This is a genomic window from Bowmanella yangjiangensis (assembly GCF_018531185.1).
In the GTDB taxonomy this organism is placed as follows: domain Bacteria; phylum Pseudomonadota; class Gammaproteobacteria; order Enterobacterales; family Alteromonadaceae; genus Bowmanella; species Bowmanella yangjiangensis.
On the sequence record NZ_JAHDJU010000002.1, the window covers coordinates 587,930 to 612,032 of the forward strand.

General features: G+C 47.1%; 15 protein-coding genes. 5 read left to right on the forward strand and 10 right to left on the reverse strand.

What is annotated here, in order from left to right:
• Positions 1 to 78 precede the first annotated feature (78 nt).
• The 7 genes from KJY73_RS12315 to KJY73_RS12345 form a co-directional block, all read right to left on the reverse strand.
• Positions 79 to 6,081 (reverse strand): nSTAND1 domain-containing NTPase, encoded by a 6,003-nt coding sequence (locus tag KJY73_RS12315; RefSeq protein WP_214344028.1) that lies wholly within the window; start codon positions 6,079 to 6,081, stop codon positions 79 to 81.
• Between the two features lie 969 nt (positions 6,082 to 7,050).
• Positions 7,051 to 7,893, reverse strand: a complete 843-nt coding sequence (locus tag KJY73_RS12320) for a hypothetical protein (RefSeq protein WP_214344029.1) — start codon at positions 7,891 to 7,893, stop codon at positions 7,051 to 7,053.
• Between the two features lie 18 nt (positions 7,894 to 7,911).
• On the reverse strand, positions 7,912 to 9,702 hold the full coding sequence (locus KJY73_RS12325) for a hypothetical protein (protein WP_214344030.1): 1,791 nt from the start codon (positions 9,700 to 9,702) through the stop codon (positions 7,912 to 7,914).
• 13 nt (positions 9,703 to 9,715) lie between these two features.
• A complete protein-coding gene (locus KJY73_RS12330) occupies positions 9,716 to 10,867 on the reverse strand; it encodes a hypothetical protein (RefSeq protein ID WP_214344031.1) in 1,152 nt (383 codons plus the stop codon).
• Positions 10,868 to 11,174: 307 nt separating this feature from the next.
• A complete protein-coding gene (locus KJY73_RS12335; protein ID WP_214344032.1) occupies positions 11,175 to 12,269 on the reverse strand; it encodes a type 1 glutamine amidotransferase domain-containing protein in 1,095 nt (364 codons plus the stop codon).
• A gap of 155 nt (positions 12,270 to 12,424) precedes the next feature.
• On the reverse strand, positions 12,425 to 13,204 hold the full coding sequence (locus tag KJY73_RS12340; RefSeq protein WP_214344033.1) for an alpha/beta hydrolase: 780 nt from the start codon (positions 13,202 to 13,204) through the stop codon (positions 12,425 to 12,427).
• A 30-nt stretch (positions 13,205 to 13,234) separates the two neighbouring features.
• Entirely contained in the window at positions 13,235 to 14,803 is a 1,569-nt protein-coding gene (locus KJY73_RS12345) for an MBL fold metallo-hydrolase (RefSeq protein ID WP_232848588.1), read from the reverse strand.
• A gap of 161 nt (positions 14,804 to 14,964) precedes the next feature.
• Between KJY73_RS12345 and KJY73_RS12350 the strand changes: the two genes are divergently transcribed.
• Positions 14,965 to 15,600 carry a glutathione S-transferase N-terminal domain-containing protein gene (locus KJY73_RS12350; RefSeq protein ID WP_214344034.1) on the forward strand — a complete coding sequence of 212 codons (636 nt, stop codon included), beginning with the start codon at positions 14,965 to 14,967 and terminating at the stop codon, positions 15,598 to 15,600.
• A gap of 46 nt (positions 15,601 to 15,646) precedes the next feature.
• Here the strand turns inward: KJY73_RS12350 and KJY73_RS12355 are convergent, their stop codons facing one another.
• Entirely contained in the window at positions 15,647 to 16,207 is a 561-nt protein-coding gene (locus KJY73_RS12355; RefSeq protein WP_214344035.1) for a hypothetical protein, read from the reverse strand.
• 138 nt (positions 16,208 to 16,345) lie between these two features.
• On the opposite strand from KJY73_RS12355, the gene KJY73_RS12360 reads away from it, so the two are divergent.
• From KJY73_RS12360 to KJY73_RS12370, 3 genes are read left to right on the forward strand one after another with little or no spacing between them, the layout of a single operon-like run.
• Positions 16,346 to 17,749, forward strand: coding sequence for a S41 family peptidase (locus KJY73_RS12360; RefSeq protein ID WP_214344036.1), 1,404 nt, complete (start codon positions 16,346 to 16,348; stop codon positions 17,747 to 17,749).
• A 50-nt stretch (positions 17,750 to 17,799) separates the two neighbouring features.
• Positions 17,800 to 18,483, forward strand: coding sequence for a response regulator transcription factor (locus KJY73_RS12365; RefSeq protein ID WP_214344037.1), 684 nt, complete (start codon positions 17,800 to 17,802; stop codon positions 18,481 to 18,483).
• A 2-nt stretch (positions 18,484 to 18,485) separates the two neighbouring features.
• Positions 18,486 to 19,763, forward strand: a complete 1,278-nt coding sequence (locus KJY73_RS12370) for a sensor histidine kinase (RefSeq protein ID WP_214344038.1) — start codon at positions 18,486 to 18,488, stop codon at positions 19,761 to 19,763.
• Positions 19,764 to 20,279: 516 nt separating this feature from the next.
• On the opposite strand, the gene cspE is transcribed toward KJY73_RS12370, so the two are convergent.
• Both cspE and KJY73_RS12380 read right to left on the reverse strand, forming a co-directional pair.
• A complete protein-coding gene (cspE, locus tag KJY73_RS12375; protein ID WP_214344039.1) occupies positions 20,280 to 20,492 on the reverse strand; it encodes a transcription antiterminator/RNA stability regulator CspE in 213 nt (70 codons plus the stop codon).
• A gap of 346 nt (positions 20,493 to 20,838) precedes the next feature.
• Positions 20,839 to 21,759: a hypothetical protein gene (locus KJY73_RS12380; protein WP_214344040.1), complete on the reverse strand. Its 921-nt coding sequence runs from the start codon at positions 21,757 to 21,759 to the stop codon at positions 20,839 to 20,841.
• A gap of 310 nt (positions 21,760 to 22,069) precedes the next feature.
• On the opposite strand from KJY73_RS12380, the gene KJY73_RS12385 reads away from it, so the two are divergent.
• Positions 22,070 to 24,100 (forward strand): toll/interleukin-1 receptor domain-containing protein, encoded by a 2,031-nt coding sequence (locus KJY73_RS12385; protein ID WP_214344041.1) that lies wholly within the window; start codon positions 22,070 to 22,072, stop codon positions 24,098 to 24,100.
• Positions 24,101 to 24,103 lie beyond the last annotated feature (3 nt).

Consider the following 24,103-nt stretch of genomic DNA (forward strand, 5'->3'; position numbering starts at 1 on the left):
TGATTCATAAAAGATGTATAAGTCAGTAAGGTCAAGTTGTCACTGCTACCGCAGTTGGAGCGGGTAACAACGTTTTTTTCATCCTTTTTGCATTTTATCTCGCTCTGTTTCTATCTTTTCTTTTAGCTCTGGGGCCAGTTCTTGTGCTATCTCCAGCGCAACCGTCAGCAGACCAATTGCTAGCTTAGCTGTTCTACTATTATTAACATTTGATGGTGCCTGAACATCGGCAGTTTGCGTCGTGCTTTGCCACCAATCAATAGCAGTATCAATCACCTCATTTAACGTAGCTTGGGCATTGTCATCTGCCTTTAAATTACGCATCTCGTAGAACAAACTTTCCGCCATTAATTCGCGCCAATGCGACGGTCTCTCTGATTCAGGTTTTTGCAGGGTTGTGTTGATGGTTTCTCGATAAATATCTTTATTCGCACTCAGCGTGATTGACTGAAGGCGTTTTACTCCTTTTACGTTAACTAGTCCTCGTTTGGTCATCTTAGGCGGGTTAATAAATAGATTTTCAGCTAATGGTTTTTCACTTAGCATTTCAACCATGCCTGAAGGTGCAATACTAAAGTCCGCTTCAAACAAGGTGTTGGAATACTGAACGGTTGCTTTAGCTAGCCAATGCCCGCTATTTTTAGGATCTGGCGTTACAGTCAACGGGCGTACTTTACCCTCGACTAGCAGTCTGTCCTCAGCTTTCACACTTTCAGCCCAGGGCAATTCATCTAGAGATTCGACAAGCCGAAAAGGTCCTTCATCACCGTGTATATTTAAACAAAAAAAGCGAATGTAAATATCGGCAAATTCAGAACTGTTCAAAGAAAGTTTTTGTTCTTTGTTGATCTGATGAATTGGCGGACTTGTACCATTTAAGAAGGTTGCGCTATTGGCTAGGGTTACAATGGTAACCAACGCCCTTTCCCCTAACCCATCCATATAAGTTGCTTCAAGAAGCTGACCGTTTTGGTAAAACGGCAGGTTTAACGCTTTTATTTGAACGTCAGATGACATAAAAAGCGCCGGTGGTACACCGTCTGTGGCCGCTTGGAAGAAACGCTGCAGCGCTTGGCGATATTCATCACCTACTAGTGTTCGCCAGGCTCCTTTCATGTTCGGTACCGAGCTAGTCATACTGGTAAGGCTTGGTTCAGCACTATTCAAAAAGCTTGGAAGCTTATCAATCGAATCCTGTTGAACTACATAACCCGCCGACGTATAGCGCAGATAGTCTTCTGCCGTCGGAATAACCTCTGCCAATATAATCTGATCGCGCATAATCACATTTCCATTCGGGAGGAGATCAATAGTGACGGTGAACAGAGTGTCTTTAAGGAGCATTGTCGCCGATCCCGTCCAATAACCGTCCCGTGCTGGATTGATCGCCATTTCAATGGGGCGCAACAATTTGAGAATGCTAGCTCGCTGGCTTTGATTAGCTGTATCCAACCAGTCTATGTCCGCTTCATTTTCGACGATGATAAAGCGGCCATGGCGGCCCATAATGTAGGCAAAATAAAATCGAATGTAGTCTGTCGCAGCGTCCTTGTTTCGAATTGACAGCTCGTCGGCGGCGGCTCTAATGCTCGAATAGTGATCGTTTAGCTCATATACCTTATTCGGCGTAACCAGTATTGCCACTATTGGGGTTAAGCCTGTGGCACTGGCATATTCGGCTTCCAATAATTTAGCTTCAGGGAATGAGGTCAGATTGGTTTGTCGAATGTGTGCAATGCTGTCTTCCAATTTTATATTTTTGAATTGTTCTAACGAGGCAAAACTCTTAATTGCATCTTTCAGGGCATCACCGTGTAGGTCTTGCCAATTACCGCTCATCAATGGTTTGCTGCCTTTCCAACCGTCTTGTTTTAGCGCCGCGACTCTATTGCGAATATCCCTTGCTTGTTTCTTACTAAATTGCGGAAAAGGTGCAATATTGGGTGTGGTATAGCGGCTGACCGTTGTGTCGAAGTTGCGCATACGAGTTAAGCCGTCTCGTAATGCTTGCTCCAAATGCGAGTACTCCGCGCATAAATGCTGTTCAGCTATTGTTGCCGACGCTCCCACACAGGCGTTGGATTTGCTGGCCAATATATTGCTCATTGAACGCCAGTCGTTTATCAGTGTTTCTTGTTTCGCGCATGGAAGTCCGTCTGGAATTTTGAGAACAATAGTTTTGGCACGCTCGATAATGGGTAGATTGTTCCATCCGCTATATTTCTTCTGAAACCAAAATGCTGATTCTAGGCTCCACAAGGTGTTTTGCATGTCATTACAGGTTAAGGGACGTTCAATAGAGGCTTTTTCGATGACATTTAAAGAACGTAAAATTTCCTCAAAAGTTTTATTTTCATCTTCTAGCTTATGATAGAAGTTTGCTCTAACCCTATGCAGATAATTGAAATTTGCGTGATAGCTATTAATTCCTAGCGTTTGAAGCGTTTTTTCTGCACTAAAAATGTTATCAAAGAGTGCGTCAGGCACGCTTTTACTTTGGCTGGACATTAGTGACACTTGGTCGATAAGTAGCCAGAAGTTTTGTATTTCTTCTGAATCATTTTTTGGTGTACCTAGTGTTAAAGACGCACGTTGAAACGCTGCCTCTGCCTCTTTCCATTGCTGGTTGGCCATATAAAAATCAATTCGACTGTTGGAATGCAAGAAACGCAATCGATTCAATTGCTCACTTTCCGCACCTAATGCTGCGGCTAGGTCAATTAACATTTGCTGTTGCAGCATTAGCTCCTGAGCTTCCTTGAAGAGTGCAACTTTTTTATCTTGCTCATTTTCTTTTTTTTGCTTGGCGTCATTGATTTTTTGCTTAGTAACAGCCCAGTGATAGGCAAACTGCTCCAGCAATGTCTGTTCATCTATCGGGCCGTCTTCGCGCAGGCGAGCAAATAAGGCGCCTCGTGTGAGGGTGTCTATTTCACTTACTTCTTTTAAGCCAATTTGATCGGCAATCAGTTGATGATTGGTCAAATTATCAATAAGACTTTTTTTCCAGGCTCGATTGTCAGGGTCGCTGATAAGCAATTGATCGTAGTAAGTGATAACCTCATCAAGTAAGGTAATGCCAGCGCCTAAGTTGTCTTCTTGTTGCAGAATTGCTGCGCGTAGAGCTTTAATGCGATTCGCTAAGTGGGGAGAATTTCCCAGGTCAGCTTCATTGAAATATTGTTGAACTTTCTCAATGCCATTTTTCCATTCTGGGGTCAGAGATGAATTTTCACCGATACGCTCTCGTAGATATTTCTCTCTTTCATAGGCGGTAACTAAATGCCGCGTTATTTTGTTGCCTGTTTCTGGGTTATTTGTTGTGTTTTGTAGTGTTTTTAATTCATTTAATAGCGACTGGTTTAGATCTAATGCTTGGGTAAGATTGCCCTTGTCTGCAGCAAGATCAACTTGTACACGCTTAATTCGAGCATTCAGCAAGCGAGTCTTTTGTTGCAATAAATCATCAAGCCTATCGAAATTAACTTGGCTAATAATTAACTGAGCATTTTCAATACTCTTTATTGCCAACGGCTTGTCAAAAAAGATCCTGGCTGATTCAGCCATAGCAATTTGTGCTTCGGCCGATTCAATAAGGCTGCTAATGCCGTCCAATTGGGGCTGATTAGCGTATAGTTGGGTAGATTTTTTTGCGTAGGCATGAGCTGTGTCTGTCAGGCCAAGTCCTAACGCCATTTCAGACGTCGAGGTGAGCAAACGCCCATAGCTGCTCGTAAGATAATTCGACCCGGTAATGTCAGTCGCCAAAGTACCTAAGCGATTGTCAATTGTGGCGGCTAGTGCCATTTTTTCTGGAGCGGGGGTGTCCCACGTATCTTTGAGCTGGTCTATCACTTCGATGGCGAGTTTATCAACCGATTTAAGTGATAGATCTAATGCTGAAGAGGCTTTGTTCGATTGATTAAAGGCAATGCCGCCGCTAAATATAGCAAGTGTAGACAGCACCAATAATAGGCCAATTGCAAACTGATATTGATGCAGTCTTTTTCGGCGGCGTGACTGGTGGTGCGCATCAGATAAAGTGATGTATTCTTGCAGTTCAGGCTGAAGCTCTGCTCGCCAATGTACCAACATATCTTGAGCTTCTGCCAGAGGTTTACCCTCTGGGAGCAGATAATCGTCGGCCCTTTTCTTATCACCTTCTTTTTGTCGCTCTTCGTTCCATCGGTTATAGGCGTTTTCCATTCGAAAACGGGCTTGCAGAAATTCCTGTGAATCGTCTAGCCATTGCTGCAACCTGGGCCAACATCGAATGATGGCTTCATGTGCGAGCCGAATAATTGTACCTGAACCATTGTCACTGCGAGATTTGACAAGTAACCTAGCTTGAACGAATGCTTCATGAATCCTTTCATCTTGAGCTACACCAATGGTTAATACCTTGGCGCCAAGTTTTCTCTCATGATCAATGGTTACCAGAGAACGAAATAACCTGGGGACAAGGATATCTCGCGATGTGGTTGGCAAAGATTCCCATACGGCCTCTGCACGTTTTCCCAACGCACCTGTAACACCACCAATATTTCGGTATGAGTCAAACGTCAAAACACGGCTATCGCCCCTTTTTTCATATAGTTCCCTTAAGGTGTACTGTAGTAGCGGCAGCGCATCTGGCTCTTCGAGAGCATCGCTAAGCAGATATTGGTCGAGTCTCTCGTCGGATTGGGGGTGTTTTTCAAATTGCAGGCCGGACAGCCAGGCGGGTTCGGTAATCACCCTATGCATGTATGCAGCGCCAAGTGGCAGAACATCGTACTGACTCCCTTGTCCTTTTAGTGTCATCCACTTGGCATAGTTTTGTAGGTCTCCATAGAAATCGCTTCGTAGCGTTGCCATTACCCAAACTGAACCACTGCTTGCTAATACGCTGATAACCTGGGCAAATGCGTTTATTTCATCTTCAGTGATGGTTGGATTGCTTAGCAATTCCTCCAGTTGATCGATAAGTACAACCAGACGAACAGCACCTCCGGCAGTCTCAGCTATTCTCCTAAATGTTGGGAGTAAGGTGAGTTTGACGGCTGTAGTGGGATTCTCGCGCAAGGCTTCTATGAGGTCATTTTGAGTAATTCTGTTGTTCGCACTGTCGAACAATTCTGGCAAGGCAGTAGCTGAGGCAAGAGTTTTAACTAAACCTGTTATCAAGTCTTCGGCGTATTCGCCCGGCGTCATTACCATATAGCGACACTGCGCTATGTTCGAATCGTAATGTCTTATCGCTGGGATAATACCGGCTTTTGCTAAGGAGGACTTACCGCTACCGCTGGCGCCGACGAGCAAAACAAATGCAGATCCTGCTTCATTTTGTTTTTCGAAGAGTATTTGAACCTCGGCAATTTCTTGCTCGCGACCAAAAAATATCTGCTCATGTTCAACATCAAAGCTTTCCAAACCTCGATAGGGAGAGCCTTGTTCGGCAATATCCCAGCCTTCTTTTAGTAAATGGTCGTTTTGAAGAAGTTCATCCAGTTTGGTTTGCAAATGCACCCGTAGCCTAGCGGCGAAGCTGCTGGGCCCATCATAACTGGTATATGCCCTTTTATTGCTACCATCCACCTCATCATAAAAATATTCTTGTATAAATTCTTCAGCAAGACGATTTTGAATAATCGCCTCTTCAATTTGGTTGTTTGATTGATCGAGCAAACGACGATTGAACGCTTTGTCGTCTTCCCGACGATAGGCGAGGATGGATGGCCGGCTGCCAAGCCCTCTTTCTTTGGCTTTTTCTCTAGCCTGAAGCATGAGGTCAAACTCTCGCTCCGTGCCTGATTTATATTGGCTCCCGTCAGGTCTCAATATCTTACAACCCAGCGGTGAACCTAGGCGCGACCACAAAATAAACACAGCGATATCTATGCTGTAGTCACTGTCAATTATCTGTTCAATTCCCTCCTGAAATGAAACCTCAGCATCAAGAAACATGTCCTCCCACATTACAGGGACGAGTTCTAGCTTGTGGGTGTATCGTCTTTGTAAACGACGGACGACCTCTTTGGCTCTCTCTCTCTCCTCTGCTACATCACTTGGGGATGAGATGAAAATCCTTATAATCTGCATGCCAATTCCTTTTGTTTTTGAGCTCAGGAGTTATATATCGAGTAACGCTAGTAAATGTCGGGGGCTGTAAGCTTACTCGCCATTAAAAATTGCATACATATTTAGCAGGAAGGCCTGATGGGAGAGTTACTTTAGCGAAATGTATGAGTAGTTGATGAATCACGCTAATTCCTTTTCTGATTACCCACAATACTCAGTTAGCTCTTAGATAACGAATCTGAAAGCCTTATCACTTAAGGCTTATAGCGAATCTACATTTATTGTTCGTGCAATCGAAGGATAAACAACTTTCCTCAAATGCCAGAAAAATAGCCACTTTCAGGACGTTATTGATAGCATGACTAAGCATTGTGGGTAGTCAGGAATCTGTCTGGTTGTTATTTGTTCACTTATATGAGTTTGCGGTACAAAAATCAACCATTCCAGCGCAAGTGGATTTATTAAGAATAAAAATGGGTGTTTCATAAGCTCGGCTTCTGCCCAAATTCAGTGGACACATCTACAAAGGGACATACTGTGTCTTAGAGGAGCGTCTATGACCAAGCGATGAAAGTATTCCCCACAGTTCAAACGTGAAACTGTAGTTTAGGCCCATTAGCGTGCAGCTAGTTGCGATCAAATAACTTTAGATTTCAGTATCAACCCTAATTTGCTGAGTCGCTGTAGGCGTGAGTCCAAAGTGGCTGGTTAAAGGCTGCGGCTCGCCTCATGATGAAGAACTGGCAAACACTAAGATAAATCGGTTTCTTGAGAAAAGAAAAACTCAGCAGTTACGTGCAAAGGGTTTGCAAAGCACCTCTTAATTCTAATAACCTTTTGATTTTAAACAATTAAAATAGGCGCTGGATTTTCAAAATCTGCCGATGGCAACATGGTGTCGGTTCGAATCCGACACCAGGTACCATAACTTTCTCAAGATTCTGGTATACACGCTGTGAATTAAGCTCTTATTCAGCCGTATTTGAAACTTTACTCTCCCCTTGATTTGCAACTGGCGACTTTGCTGCCAATCAGGTATTCAACACGCTCTTGCTGCGAATTGACCGCCTCACCAGGGATTGTCCTGTACGACTTATATAGGGGATGGTCTGCGAGCAGTTGGTCTTCCGCCTCAGTGCCCTTTGCATTCTCGCGATAAGGTGAGATGACGCTGACATATTTAGCAAAGGCTGCGGAGAGGTTGTCGCATACATACTGGTTTAATGTCGTGTGATGGCTGAGGAAGGTTTGTTGGGCAATTGCCTGATTGATTAAGTTGGGCAAAGCGCCATTGTTAAAATCAATCCCGCCTTTACTTTCACCGCCCAGCTTGAACAGCGCAGCTAAGCCGCTTTGAATCTGTGCGGTTGTGGCGGTAGAAAATTCAATAGGTGGTTGTGCGAGTAGGGCTTCTTCAAGGCTTGCCAGTAATGGCGTGAAACGTATAACAAAACAATCCCGATCCGGGGCTTTTTCGGTCATCGCATCACACACACGCTCAGCGGCATTGACCACATCAAACAATTTCTGGTTATTGGCCGCTATGTCATCCCGCCAGAAACCAATGGCAGCAATGCGATAGTAACCCAGCGCCAGTTTGGCTTCGTTACTTTTCACGGCGGCAGTGGCGGCGTCATATGCATAAATGGCGAGCAGTTCTATGGCAGGCTTGGGCGTTTTGTCATCCTTGGCGTTGGCCTCAATTAACAGCCTTTCTAATTCACTGTCGGTGGTATTTAGGTCACTCGCCTTCTCATAGCGTTCAGTGGACAGACACCCCTGCATAACTAACAGAGAGGCTACTATTGCAGCGCATTTTAACAGTATGTTCATGGATAAAACGTCCTTATATCAATCTGCCAAAGGTAAGCCATTCGCGACAACGTCAAATACTGTCGCCCGGATATAGGCAACTATAGTTTCGCTGCCCCATTTAGCGGGTGAGTCATTAATGTCTGCAATTAGCTCGGCAAAATAGCTATCGAGTAATGTGGGGTCTTGAACCAGCTCACTGATGTCACCAGACAAGGCCTCCAGCAGCAATTGCATGGCTGAATAGAGGGTGTAACCACGCAGCGGTAGTTGTGGTGCCTCGCTCAGCGCATTGTTGGTGAGTATGAGTAGCTGTTTTAATGCTGTTGTGGCCAGCTGGTTGGGGATGCTGCTGTTGTCTAAACCGAATAAGCGCTGCGGATTGACGGCGGCCAGCTCGGCTGCGCTGGCTGCGATCTGGAGCCATTCATCGTTGGAAAGCAACAAGTTGTTGTCATTTGCCATGACCTCCGCGATGCCTTTGATAATTCGTTGATACTCAGGGTGGTTTGTTCCCAGCATCGCGGGAGTGTTGGCGACTTGCTGCAGGATGATGCGCGCGTATTCAAACTGCTGTTTCTGGCTAAACAATTGCAGTCGGCGGTTCTCGGAAATTGCTTCACTTAGATCTGTGGTCATATGCTGAATGACCTCCAGCGCGACATTCTCCCAGGGTTTGTCCGGATCCAAGGCCAGCAGAAGTTCGGCTTGTTCGCCTAAAGTATCGATAACCATGGCGCAAAGGGTAACGCCGAGATTCTTATCAAAGCCTTGGTTGTTTGCCGTTTTCACTGCTGTGGCAGTATTTACCAATAAACTCGTCAGCAAGGCGGATTTGGGATTTCCCTGCTCATCAATGAAGAGTTGGGGTTTTTCTATTGCGACCGTTAAGGCTGAGTTAAATAACGCCGTTACCCCATGTTTACTAAACACCGCGGCAATACTTGAACTTGCGGTGGTATTCACACTGGCATTCAGCAAAGCCTGTGTCACCGCCTGCAAGGCGGTGCCATTCGCAAACTTGTTGCCAAGAAAGTCCTGGGTATTCGACGAAAGCATGCTGAGTGCCGCTACGGCGGATGGCCCCATCAAGGCTTCGGTGAGTTTTCTATATTCAATCTGCGCTTGAAAGCTGTCAGGAAGGCTATCGTTCACTGGCTTTATTATGCCTTTCACTAATGCTTCAACATTTTCGTCTTCAATGATAGTGCCGTCGTCTTCAAGCAAGGCAGTGAGACCCGCCCTTAGAAACATGCCGAGTAGGCGGCTTTCAAAATCATGGCGACGACCCATATCACTAACATCGTCTGGGATCAGTAAGGTTAAGTTGTTGGCAAACGCCAGAATAAGTGCTTCCCCTTTACTGTTTTCACCCATGATGGATGGGTTGGCGGCAACGAATTCCAGGCCAATATCGGTAATGGTCAGGGCAATACGGGCCCAAGCTGTTGGTGGCTGGTTGTCATGTCGCCACTGCTCTATCATTCGGCCACCAACTAACTGCTGCTTCTCATCCTCAGTGATGTCTATGAAATCTTGTGCAGAGCGAATCTCAATCATTCTGGCAATACAGGCCTGTTTGTTCACTTCAGATGGTGAGTTCCAGACAAAATCAACAGGATCCCAGCCCAGGCTGAAGGGGGGCGTAGTTCGAAATTGTTGGTTGGCATTTAGCCACGACGTGATTTCATCTGCGATGGTAGCTCGGGGCAATCTGATGTTCGGCAAAAATATCGGCTTGTCTTCGGCGCGTTCCACGTACAGATCGATACCGACCTGAGCAGCCCGAAGTGCCGCTTTGATACCTGACGTGACTAACAAGATATCCATTTTTTGTCTCCCTTTATCTGACGATTTTGCCTAACCTGATACTGCTGGGGGCGGGTGGCTTAACAATGGTCGGTGGGCCTTTTATCATATTCGCCGCAAGATTGGCGTTGGTAAACAACGCCAGGTAGTCCTTTGCGACTTGCTCGTCGGTTTTGCTGTCCGTAGTGGTGTTTTTTCCTGTGGCAAAATTGCTGAGTGTGTTGCGAAACAGACTGATGCGTTTAACCACATCAAACCAGAATGGGCCGCCCAGGCCGACAAGCAACCCCGTGATGACTGTTGAAAATAGCCAGGCCATCCCCGCAAATCCCCAGAAACCGACTTTTTGTGCGTTAGATTTGCAATTGGTATAGGGCTGGGGAGCTGCTAAGTGATCGCCTGATGGATTGGCTGAAGGTTGTTGCGTTGGTGGCGTTTGGGATTCTGTGTCTGGTGTCGAGCACATCAATCCAGCCGCGGTTTGTTCAAAGTATTGCAGGACATTTCTTGACCAGCCTACAGGCAAGTCCAATCCTTTTGACTCCTCAACGGTTTGTTTGAGCCTTTCCACTGCTGCTTGGAATGCCTCTGCATCTTCTGCATCTTTATCGAGGTGTTGCATTCTCTCTTGCTGGGCCTGAGCACTTTCCAGAATCGCTTCAGATCGAGATACCAGCGATTCTGTGAGGCCTCTGTTGTCCAGAAAGGTCTTAGTCATGGCTATCACATTGACATTCAGCAAGATGGCGGCTGCTACTCCGATAATCAGGTTGTCCCGCTCGGCAAACTGTTTGAATCTGTGAGAAAAGGCGCTTCCGTAATCTTCGTAACGTCGGACGATATCGTTGATCAGTATGTGCATTTCCGCGGTGGTTTTATTGGCTATTTGTGCGGCGATTTCGCTGGTAGCCAGTCTCTGAATAAACTGACTGGTGGATAATGCGTGGTTTTCTTTGTTCAACCGAAGTATATGTTTGACAAAATCGTCCGAAAAATCAGTAGCTTTGGTCAATCTGTGGTGCAGTAATGGTGTGAGTTCAGACTCATAAAAGTCCTTCAACATCAATTTGAGCCCGCTGTATCGGGTCTTCTTAAATCGATAGAGCACTTCCAGAATCATGGATGAGATAGTAGAAAAAATCAGAAAACACAGGGCGATCGCCAGGGCGACTTCCATTTCTCTCATGTGCAATCTCAGCCTGCTTTTTTGTTCGAAAGTAATAGGGTAGTGTGTTTTTTGCACAGGGCAAGCGAAGTGAAAGAGATGAGTTTGCTGATGGCCTGTTTATCAAAAGCGGTGTCGGCTTATCGTAGATAAAGTGCCTTTTGCAACGGCCTAAAGACGATGTTGTCAATCTGCACAGCACGAATATACAGGTAGCGCCGAAAAGCATCACCGCTACTTGTCCCAGAGTGTTATCTTTTGCTCGGCCTTGTCAGCCCGCCAAGCTGCCTAACTTGTCTTGTTCAGCAGAATTGCTTTGGTGGCAGGTTTACTCGGTTAATTTGGCTTTTAGTTCGCTAACATAATTGTGCTCTGGATAGCGTTCAACAAATTGCGCATACACCGCGCTAGCCCTTTCTAACTGACCTTGTTCAAGTGACTGCAATATTAACTGGGCATCATATTCAGGGTGTGAAAAATGTTTGCTAATGGCATGCATAATGGCCAGTTCCCGTGCTTTGTCGGCCTCGTCGGCTAAGCGGTAGGCATAGAAACCATAAAGTGCCAGGTAGTTAATATCTATGTTGTGGTCGCGGCGTTGTAAGGCCAGATCTATAACTATTGGGCCGTTCTGGCGAGCTTTAGATAACAGCTCCATCGTACTTTCATCAGAGAAAAGCTGGCGTTTATTTACTGGCAACCCCAGAGCAAGGACCATGGCCTCTGCGGCTTTGGCGACCGAACCTGGGTTTTGCGCGGTGATTAAGTTGCCATCAACGGCAACATAAGGAAGCATCGGCGCATTGTGTACAAAGCGGGCACCGTTTTGAATCAGACGGTCTTGTAGTAAAAATGGGAACTGTGACAGGTGCTCCCCACTAAAGGCATGCTCTTCGCTGTTAGTGAATCCATTTACCTGCTTATCCGCAACAAAGTAACTACCATCCGGCAGTTTTATATTGGCGATGGCTGCCGGGCCGTGACATACCGCCGCAATGACTTGATCATTGATAGCCGCTGAAGTGAGCAAAGCCTGAGTTTCTTTATGTGTGGGCAGGTCAAGCATCGCCCCGGCTCCACCAACAATAAACACACCGTTGTATTGGGTAACATCTATGTCACCTGTGGCCAGGGTTTGCGCAAGTTTGGCTGCTGCCAGTGTTTTAAAGCGCTGAATATAAGCCAGAGAGTCTTTATTATTCTTGACCAACACGGCGCCACCTTTGGGGCTGGCAATGTCCAACTGAACGCCGTTATCGTGCAATACCAAGTATGACTGCGCCAGCTCTTCCAGATCGTAGCTCAGCTCGGGGTTGGCCTCAGTGCCGTAACTGGAAATCAGCATCAGCACGCGCTTTTCATCGGCGAACACCGTCTGACTGAATAGCAAAATGCCTGACAATATAAAACTTATGTATCTCATTACCATGCTCCTGTTCGTTAACCGGGGCAGAGTAGCAAGGTGAACGTCGCAACTTTGTGAAGTAACTTGGAAAAGGGGTAATGCACCAGTGTTGAAGCAAAGCTGTTGTATGGCGCTTTACCATTCCCCTGCCTAGCTGCATGCGCCATGGCTTATCAATTGAATACCCAAAAAATGCCTTTAAAAAAGCTGATGTAGTAATTGCTAATATGGCTTTGAACTGCCATCTCCTCGGCTTTCCACTTTAAATTTGCCAGTGTCTGTGCTGATAAGTGTTGTACAAACTGGTCATAGGCTCTGTAAACCTGCTCGCCTTCCGCCGCCTCTGGAGCCATGGTGATATAAAGCTTTTTGTTCTCGGCGAATTTTCTGTTGGCCAGATTGTGGTACATATCCTTAACCTGGCCTTGCAGCGGCGGGCCAGCAAGAATGTAGTTGGCAAATAGATCCGGTTCAGTGGCCAATAGGTTGAGCGCAAAATAGGCTGCCAGTGAATGACCATACAGGGTTGAGCTACCTGTTGTTCTGTAAGTATTGTTCATATATGGCTGTAGTTCCTGGCCGATAAACTTGCTGAACTTTTCCCTGTGGTGGTAAAAGTCGTTCTCTCTTGCGTCTTCCTCGGTGTGATTATGGATGGCGACAATAATCAGCTCAGGAACGGCCCCCAAATCTTGGTAGAGCCGTGTTGCAAGCACTGCGTGCGGTAAATGCCTCTCTCCATCCAGCAAGTACAAGGTGGGATAGGCTTTTTTGGCGTGATGATAATTTTCCGGTAGGTAAACCGAAAGCATCCTGGCTTGGTTCAACACCTGAGAGGGAAATTCAATTTGCAAAATATTGCCAACCGACAGTGCTTTTTCTGTGATTGTTTGGGCCGCGGCTGGCACAAAATGGCCAATAAAAATCAGCAAGATCAATAAGCTACTTTTCACCATATTGTCCTTTAAGCTGTGATCAATTATTTACCCGTTGGCACAGATGTCATAACCGGCGGGGCAGCGTTTGGTTTTAAACTCGTTCGTCCACAGGTTGAACTCATCTCTGCTGAACTGTCGCCATCCGCGTATATCGACCAGGGTTTTCACCTCAATATTCAGTTCATCCAAGGCCTCTCGAAAGCGCACCATATCCTGGTAAATTCGTGGCTTTGCGGATACCAGGTCGGTGACATAATGATCTTCTGCAACGACCATTTGCGCGTCAGGTACATATGCCAGCAAATAATGCTGCGAGTGTGCGGTGGCGATATCAAACAGATTCAGATTGCCAATGGTGAGCGACGCACCTGGCGGCACCAGCAACAGATTATCCTCAACTGCTGTACTTAATGCCTTTAAGGCGCTGTTCTGGTGTGGTTCCGCCAGCACTAAGGTGGCGCCTAACGCCAGTGCATTATCTAAGCCTCTGAGATTGGCATTATGGTGATGGGTGACGACAAAGTATTTAATCGGTTTGTCTTGCTGGGAGAGTTTTTTTATCTCGGCAAAATTCTCGGCTAACCCGTCTGCCGCGCCCATGGCGATATAAAAGTCGGGCTGCTCAACAAATACCGACAATGCGCGGCCTTTGCCGGCTTGATAAACGCCGTCTGCCAGTTTCCTTGCTTGCAGTGTTGAACGATCAAACTGCTCTCCCCAGGGCGTAAAGTGGGCAAAGCCGGTGAAGGCGTCGGTCAGATCCGGGTTCAGCTGAATATCCCGCTGCACCGAGAGCAGGCGCAATTGTCCATTGACGAAGAAATTCATATCGCGGGCAAACGCCAGCTTGCTGTCGGTACTGTGGTTGGAAAACACATACAGCATTTCCCCTGCCCGAGGATGCTCACGAAGGATTTTATTGATGAGTCCGGAGGCTTTATCGATAACGTAAGTGTATGTTTCGCCAGAGGCCAGTTTCAGCAGTAACTTCTGCTGCAGTTTTCCCCGGTAATATTCTTCGCCACTATATTCCAGTTCGTTTAGCAGCCCGGCCAGTCTTTTTGCTTGCAGGGTGTCGCTGCTGCGTACTAAGGAACTGCCTAGTCGCTCAAAATCCGCCCAATCTTCAACAGAATATTTCTCATGCAATATGTCATACATCAGGGTGGAGGTGCCGTCATGAACCCATTTTTCCAGATCCAAGGTGGTACGCGGCACACGATAGGACAATAAGCTTTTACGCTTTTGCACATAGTCGATAGTTAACTCTTCGTTGATGCGCCACAACTCTGGCACATCGGGTGTTTCTCCTTCGCCGGGCCAGGGGCCCTTGTTGTAATCGACCACTTTGATGCTTTTGGCATTGAGTAATGTTTCGCCGCCATAAGCACTGACAACTTTATCAACAATGGCCGCTTCTATGGTTACTTGCAGGCCAATGTCTAAGGTCAGGCTTAAGGCCGACTTGCTGGTAAGTAGCAAGCATCCGCCGAGCGCGAACTCCTTGATAAAGCCAGGAAGCCGATTCGCAGCCACTGCTTTTGGACGTATGCCGCTAACTAGTGTCTCGTTGCTGGCAAAGAGTAAAGTGGCCAGATAAGTGAATGGTTTCATTGACGCTATTCCTGTTATTCAACAGCTTCACGCTAGCAGGCAGAACGTCGCGGTAATGTGAAGATAGATAGGTTTTTTCCCTTAATATCGCTCCTCTAATGCTCACGAAATCTTCACACCACCTGAACTAAGCTGGTATATGGCAACATAGGGAAAATAATATGAATCAACTGATTTGGGTGATAGATTCGCCCTACTCAAGAGCAACGAAGTGGCTGCTGACGGCCCATAACATTGCCCATCAAGACCATATCTTGTCGTGGCAAACGCTGAAATCCGACACACTGTTAAAACGCCATAATCCCAAGCAGCAAGTGCCTACCTTTCTTTTGGGAGATGATGTTTGCGGCGATTCATTGTTGATTGCGATGAGGTTGTTGCCTTTTCAGTGGCACCAAACCGACGACGCTTACATTTTCCGTTTGGCAGATTCTGACTTTGAAGCTGCCATTCTGTTTTTCTTTCGGGCCAAATTGCTGGCAGAGAAATTTGGCCCTAGTGACAACAGCGCCCTCATGTTCGCTGCAGGTAAAGAGACTTACACTAAAGCCGTTGATATTTTGTTTGATCATCTGATGCCAGATGAAACAGCCTGGCGGCTAAATTTTGGCGTGGTCATGGCGTTTTCTACTATTCTGGCTTGCCGCATGCTTTCCATGAGTGCGGAGATTGCGAACTATAGATTGGATGATCTGCGCCGGCTTTCCACATGGATAGGCGCCGACGCACACTACCAGTATTTAGCCGACAACTATTCAACCTCTGCTGAGACTGAACTGCCTTTCTTTATTTTGTGAGCTATGGCATGGAGAGAATCGGGCTGAACAGCGGGAAACTCATCGGCTAGGTAGCGTCTATATAATCCAATTCAACCTTTAAAAAGTGGGCTAACTGCCGTGCTTCATCTTGCAGAAAATCCTGCTGGCAATGGTCTAACACCTTAAAGCGCTTTCCGTCCTGGCGCAGCACATTTAGTTCATAACTGGCATGCCTTCTTGAATTGGCATAGACGACCTTAGCAATGACCTGAACACCGCACACTTCACCTAATCGTGCTTCGCGCTTTGCACTGTTTTTACCGTAATAAAATGCATCACACCGGCGGTCAAACACCACCGGCTTCAGCGCTACCCGATAAATCCACCCTGACAGCAGCAAAAAGCCCAATAGGCAGCCTGCATAGACCATGGCTCCTGAACTTTGTGCGGCTTCTGCCAATGTACCAGCGTGCCACTGGGCTATTACCGGGATCATAAATACGGCCAGAGCTGCGGTAAATAACACCAGTAGCAGAGCCTTGTTTGTCATGCTGGGCACAAAGCGCATACGCTCGGCTTCGGCAACCAAGCGGTAGTTGCGGAAATTGGCATAACTTCGGCGATTTAATGGCTGCTTGTGGTGCATAAAGGCTCCGTTTGCCTGATCGCCGCACATTAACATAGTGAATATCGTGATACTGTGAAGAATCCGCCTTGCGCATGCCGACAAAATCTTCACGGGACGCCGGTTAGGCTTTCGGGTACGTCTTGTGGAGTAAGCGTTATGAAAGCCATTATTATGTTTTTGCTAAGTGTGTCCTTGCTGTTAGGCGGATGCACAGGTGCGCATCTGGATATATTCCCCAAACTCGATAACCCAGCGCTAATGCAGGAGAAAATCGCTCCCGAACTGCTGCGACAGGATATCGATGCTTTTGTGGCAGGTGTCAGGGTAAGGCATCCGGATTTTGCCGGCTATGCCGATGAAGCGGCCCTTAGTCAGCTGACGGATGAGCTGAAAAATGCCATCACAACGCCAATGACGCGCGTTGAGTTTTTTCGTTATGTCGGTCAGCTATCCCATGCATTTGGCGATGGGCACAGCTTTCTCATTTGGCCTTATCAGGAGCTGAGTGCCCTGAAAGAACAAGGCGAAAAGCCTTTCCCTTTCGCGGTAAAACTGAGTCCAAGTGGAGTGTTTGTCCCGCAATCCTATGTTTCGGGCGATCTGCAATTACCGGGTGGAAGTCAGATTTTGAGTATTAATGGTGTTGCCATGTCTGAGATTTTCGCTGGGGCGCAGCGTTATGTGGGCGGCGAAACCGCCGCCTTGCGGGATGCCTTTGTGGCTGAACGCTTTCCACATTTGCTATGGGCGGTATATGGTTTTATCAGTCAATTTGAGCTTGAACTGCTTTATCAGGGCCAAGTGCAAAAGCTACATATTAATAGTGGCCAAGCCTGGCAAATATCGACGTCGCCATCCGAGCAAATAGGAGGCGATATGACATATCAGCGCTTGGCAGGCAATGTGGGTTACTTAAAAGTCGACAGTTTTGATGTTGATCCTGATGATTTTTCAGACCAGCTTGAAACCCTCTTCGGCCAAATTGCACAGCAACGGCCCAATGCCCTGATTATTGATATTCGCAACAATACCGGCGGTAATACTGATACCGCAACGGAGCTGGCTCGTTATATTGCCAATAAACCGTTCAGGTTAGTGTCCAGCATGACCGAGAAGCTGAATGACGATAATCGTGGCCTGTTTGGTTACAAAGGTCAGCCCGGCGCGATGCATAGTGCGGAATTACATTACTATGTTGAGCCGATGGAGAAGGACAAGCTCTTCGATGGTGATGTGGTGGTGCTAATCGGTCCTGCAACCTACTCGGCTGCCATTGTTTTTGCCACGACGGTACAGGATAACCGCTTTGGTCTGCTGGCCGGCCAGCCTACCGGCGGCTTTGCTAACCAGAGTGCGCAGGGAAATTTGTTTAATCTGCCACATTCGCAGCTAAGAGCCTATGTTGCTACCCGCTTGCTGGTGCGTCCAAGCGGCAATCCAGAGGTCACTGCAGTGGTGCCGGATCTGCTGGTGGACGATACCTTGGAGGACCTGCAGGGTGGAGTCGACACTGCACTACAGCGCGTGTTACAACGGTTTAACGAAAGAGAAAGCACGTAACGCGTTAGATGGGTTAACGGGTCATTCTATAAACAAAGGGAAGCATAAGTTTGGCAACCTTGTCGGTACTGGTCATTGAAGATACCGCGCAGATTGGTCAGGAAATCTGCGACTTTCTGTGCACTCGGGGGATGCTGGTGGACTATGCTGCCACTGGCACTTTGGGTCTGACGCTGGCCGCACAGCAAGCTTACGATGTTATCGTGCTGGATGTGATGCTGCCCGATATTAACGGCGTGACAGTCTGTAAGCTGCTAAAACAGCAGTGCGACCCCATGCCAGCCGTGTTAATGCTAACCGCGCGAGACAGTATTGCAGACAAGAGTCTGGGGTTTGATGCCGGGGCCGATGATTACCTGACCAAGCCCTTTGATTTAACCGAGTTGCTGCTGCGCTGCCAGGCATTGGCGCGACGTCACCAACTGCACCAGTCGCAAACTATCCGCATTGGCGAGTTACAGATTAACGAAAAGCAGCAAGTCGCTACACGTCAGGGGCAAAGCTTAAAACTCAGCAGTACAGATTTTTCAATTCTGATGATGCTGGTTCAGGCTTACCCCAATGCCGTCAGCAGGCAGCAGTTGATTAACCGCATATGGGGTGATGATGCCCCCGACAGCGACGTTATCCGCTCACATATTTATACCTTGCGTCAGGTGCTGGATAAGCCATTTACCTCAGCCATGCTAACTACCATTCACGGTATCGGCTTTAAACTGACGGCAACGGACTGAACATGTTTGAACAGCGCAGTCTGAAAGCCACCCTGCAGTACAGTATTGTTGTGTTTACCCTGCTGTTAGCGCTCTGTTTTATGTTGCTGATGCTTAGTTATGCCTGGATAGTGGAAGACAATGTGTTTAACCGTTTGGTGTTGTCCGAGGCGCAATTTATCCAGCAACAGTTTCAGAATACGGGCGACATCGTCAACCCGCGCCATCCTTTTATGACCCTCTATCCGGGGTGGCAGGCCCTGCCCGAGCAGGTGCAGCAGCTACATCTGCTATCGCCGCAGCGGATAGAGTTTCCCAACGGCAAAGACGGTACGCTGCATTTGCAAGCCCTTGCGCTTGGCCCCCATGAGTGGGTGCTGGCTGCCGACGTATCTGGCTTTGAGGTCACCCGGGATTACCTGCCTAAACTGATGCCCTGGCTGGGATTGGCACTGGCGCTGATCTGGTTATTGGCCTTTGCGTTGTCTCGGTATTTAAGCCAAAAAGTGATCCGGCCGCTGGAGCATATTAGTGCCAGCGTAAAGCACCACAATCCGGGCCAGCCGCTGATACTCAGCGATACCTTGCCGGATAACGAGATAGGCTATCTGGGCCGTACTATTCAAAACAATATCCGGCAATTGCAAACCGCATTGGCTCGCGAAAGTGATTTTACCCGGGATATTAGCCACGAGCTGCGTACCCCGGCCACCGTGCTGAAGATGGTGTTAAGTCGCCTCAGCCCTTCCCAGCCGCTGGATAATGATTCCCTTACGCAACTGAGACAGTCGGCCCTGCAGATGGCGCAGACTCTCCATGTGCTGCTGGCATTGGCGCGTGAAGAGTCGATGCAAAAAGAGCGCTTATGTCTGCTCGAAGAGATTGAGCATTGTCTGGTAAATAATCCGCAGTTAACACAACAGCCGCAGTTGGCCTTGGAATTACAAGTGCCGGCAAATTACCAAATACAGGCGAACAGAAACTTACTGCATATTTTGCTGGGCAATATCATAAACAATGCCCTGACCCATGCCAGCACCAGTCAACTGCATATTCGCCTGACCGACGACACCTTGATCATTGCTAACCCTGTGGCCGGTGCGACTCCGACAGATTTGTTAACCGCAGGGGTGAAAAGCGCAAGCAGTCCCGGCATTGGCCAAGGTATGCATATCGTTAAACGTATTTGCCAGGTGTATCAGTGGCAGGTGACCTCACTGAACAAGGAGGATTGGTTTTACCTGAATATCGACTTTTGCACCGATATTGGCCCAACGTCTGGCCAAACGGCAGATCCATAATCCAATAACTGAGCTCGCCAGAGAAGCCATGCAAGAGCATGCGGAATGGAATCTGCTGGGCTGAAAGTGATCTGGCAACACCTTAACGGTTGGCGCTGCGTTAAAAGCGCCAAGCCAGGCTGTGGCCCAAGTATATACGGCATAAGACTTAGGATCGCCATATAGGCAGTGATGACAGGTCGATTGGGCTGTTAGCTTCCTTGATTATTGGAAACTATTGCAACTTAAATTGCTATTAACCAGCTGATAAATTTCTTTGTTTCAATTGCATTCTGAAATTTAATGCTTTTTAGTTTTTGGTTATCTTTAAAAACAACACTGAACTTATTTACAGATATAGTAGAAATAGGCGGCTGAGCATTAATGACGTCGCCATTGTATTTATGAATCATATATTAAAAGCTTATTTGACGAGTGAGAGGTAACTGTAAGACAAAATTCTGAGGATTAATTCAAGGAGAAAGTATTACGGTAAAAAAGGCTAGTTTAGACTAGCCTTTGTCAGTGGCTGTGTAATTATTCAGGCATCACGTTGGTCGCTTGAGGGCCTTTTTGTCCCTGCTCAACTGTGAACTTAACATGCTGGCCTTCGGTCAGAGACTTGTAGCCTTCTGCCACAATTGAACGGAAATGAACAAAAACGTCTTTACCACCGTCACTAGGTGTTAAAAAACCGAAACCTTTATCTTCATTGAACCACTTAACTACGCCATTTATTGAATTAGACATATTTGAAACCTTTTATTATTTAAAAATATTGATGAGAACTCACCAACCAAGCCATAGATAAAACAAGTAAAACATTAACCAGTAGAGCAAATGAAAATACAAGTTCGACTTAATAAACTAATAAAAGAAGAAAAAGAAATGCAAAGTGCAGTAGTAGATAAGGATTTAAATTTCTAAAGCCAGGGTATATTACGTTGTTAATATCTAGATGTACAGTCGTTTATAAATTTATTTTTCATATCGGTTCTTTTTCAAAAGAGTGAAAGCATTGATTCTTGTGCCTGATGGCAAGTCCATTACCACTTATTCGCGCTGTGAATTTGCAGCTCACCGTCCTATCCTAAATTCATGGGGTTAAACAAATGGATAAAGCGTAGGGAAGGTGGGATGCCAGTCGCTGCTCGTTAGTCATTTTTATTGCGCCGTCCTGGCCTATGGTGAAAATCCCCGCAAAGAGTGAATTTCCATAATAAACCAGTGCGCGAACCCGGTAGTTGCCTGCATCGTCTGGTGCACTCACCTCCGGGGAGAAGTAATAAGGCTCGATACCACTATCAAAGCGAAGTTCACTCTTTTTTTCCTTGCTGAGTACTTCCGGCAGCGCACATTGCTCGGGACGCGTGATAAGGAAAAAACTGCCTTGTTCACCTTGGCTGAAAAAGCTGAAGAAGCTCAGGTAATCAAGTACTTGCGATGGATGCAGGCGTAGCGACGCTTTGCGGTTAACCTCAATAATAGGGGCCGCCAAACCGTTCAATATATAGAAGTCACCCTGACAGGCCAAAAAGTAGCGCCAGTTATTGCTGCTGGGATGGGGCTTTGGGGCAATGGCAATTAGCGTCACATCATCATAAAAGGCTAACCTCAGTTGCAGGGTGATATGTTCATCGGTAGCCAGTCCAAGCTGGCTGAAAAGGAGTGCGGCCAGTGAGTCTGTTGGCTGCTGCCAATTCTCTGTGCTGGTGCTAAATAACGGTGGCGCATTGTTAAATCGCGCCGGCAGGGCGTTGAGCCTGCTGATTCTAGCTAACTGGGTTTGTATCAGCTGTGATATTGCCGCTGACTTGTCTCCCTTATTTTCTGCCAGGCAATGCTGATACTCATCAAACTGGATAGTAAATCTGAAGAAACGGCCGTCAGGGCAGAGCTTTACCCTGCCGCTGTAGCTGAATTCTGAAATCATGCAGCCAAAGCGGCTGACGTGCGGTGAATCTTGCAGTTCAGCAAAGAAACGTTGCGAGGTTTCACGGTCAAAGAGGTGGCGCATGTCCTTATCATGGTGGCTGAGCTTGCTAACGTCTGAGCGTTTTTGGTGTCCTGTCTCGTTTAGGTGTTGAGCCAGGCATCGGTAGCACAGTGAACGACCACATTCACAATCCTGTAAATTTTCAGATAAGAAGCTGTCTTGGCAAGCATCACATAGCGCACGGAACATGCTGATCTCTCTGTAAGAGCTGACATCTCAGCTACTTCTTTTATAAATATCATAGCCTTAACTGACAAGTAAGAAAAAATAGGTTAATAATTGAGCTCAACGTTTCACGAACCACATACTCTGTTGATAAGAGAATCAGGCCATGTCAGGAAACACAAGCACGAATCCCACGTATGACGTGTTCATCAGTTATTCGAGTAAGGACGAAGCTAGAGCAAGGGAGTTAGTCAATGAACTGGAAGCTAAAGGCTACCGGTGTTGGATAGCTGTCAGGGATCTATTTCACTCCGGCAATGATTACAGCCTGACCATTCCGCGGGTGATTGCCCAGTCTCGTTGTGTGCTGTTGTTACTTACCGCTGACGCCAACCAGAGTCGTCACGTACGCAATGAGCTGGATATTGCCTTTGAAAAACAAATCCCGATCTTCCCTATGAAACTGGATGCCACCGACGGCGCGCAGCTTGAGTGGTTTCTGCGTAGCTCTCAATGGTTTGATGCTGTGGATGCCAGAGTTGATGAGATGGTTGATGCCATTGTCGCCAAATTGGAGAACAAAGAGCTGCAGGTTTCATTGAAACCTAAGCGCTTCCCTTTTAAAAAGAACTGGCTGGGTATAACTGCGGCGCTGGCAGTGCTGGCTTTTGTGCTGTTCTCAGTGTGGGAATGGTTTTATCTGTCGCCCATGCCAAGCCCCATAGCCGACATTCGGGAACTAAAAGCTGAAGACTTTGTTGCAACCGTTGAGGAGAGTTACAAAAGTGGCCCTGTACTGCTGAGGCTGCGGGCAACAGGTATGGGACTGATGTCCAGTTCAACGCTGGCGACCAAGCAGTATGAATTTATTTATGAGTTTGACACCGGGCAGCGGACCGAATCCATCCAGATGCTGGTGCTGGCGCAAATAGAAGTGGATACCAGTTTTGCCATACCCAACGAAGTTAAAGTGACAGTACGAGATCTGGACGGCTCTCTGAGTAGTGATCCCCTGACATTCTCCTTACCTCAAATGAAGAAAATTATGGGGCCCAGGGGGGCAGAGAAACTGGCCGAGCGTAAGCGGCAGTTAGATGGACGGTTGTCTTGCGACAAAGGGCTGGCTTATACCGCAGGGTTTCCTCTGTGCCAGTTTGGTTCTCTGGGGCAGGGTGAGTCACTTGAAACGCTGCAACCCGTTATTGAGCGTATCAGCTTCGGTACGGAAAAAGACCATTTAACCGACATCTTATATTTGAACCCGTTAAAGACCGAAGGAGAGTTGCTGGCGCGGGTTAGTGAGCGGCAGGAGTTGCTGGTTTTACTCCCCAGAAAAGCAGAGGAGATTTACTATCGCTTGCATTTTAGTGATGGTGAAAAAGGCCAACTTAATACGCTGAATTTGCACGTGGGTCTGGTTCCAGTAACGCGCTTGTCGAGTAATAGCGAGTCTGCTCCACCGCTGTTTCTATCCCCTGATTTCAATATGCTGAATTTTATTCTGGTGCCACTGAATAGCGCCGATGTCAGCCACATCAGTTGGAGTGTCTACCCTGGCGTGGACAATGCCATGCAGCAAAGTGATGGGCTGTTTTACGCCGATAAGATAACGAAAATTATGCTGGAAGATGCTTCTCAACTGGATGTTACTTATGTGGACGACAGTGGCAAGGCTAGTCGCTATAGCTACCAGTTGAATCTGGCGCAAACAGAACAGGCTGCCCGTGTTGATTCACTGAAAAATAAACCACAGTCACTGATTGAATGCCAACCGAACGAGTGTCATTTCAAGTGGATGGCTGCGGGGCAGGCGGAAATTGACACCATAGACGATATCTTTATCGGCTTGGATGCGCAGGAGATGTTCTCTATTAATCACGACGACCTTTCTCCCTTGGTTGCTCAGATGGAGTCCCGGCGTCAACCTTTGTATGCAGAAGCGCAGCGCAGTGCCTCAGCTAACCCCAGAAGCTCATTATCTTTTGGTACCCCGGTAAATACCGGCAGTGTGTCGTTGCTGGACCGTTTGGCAAAACCCTCGGCTTTCACTGTCAACCCGAGCTGGAAAAAGCGTGAGGCAACGCGGACATCCCCTATTGTGAAATTTTCGTGGCCAGTGGGACCTTTATTTATCCAATTGAAATGGATAGATGGAACTCGGTCTGACACTGCCGTTTATAAGGTTCCTTACAAGTGATGA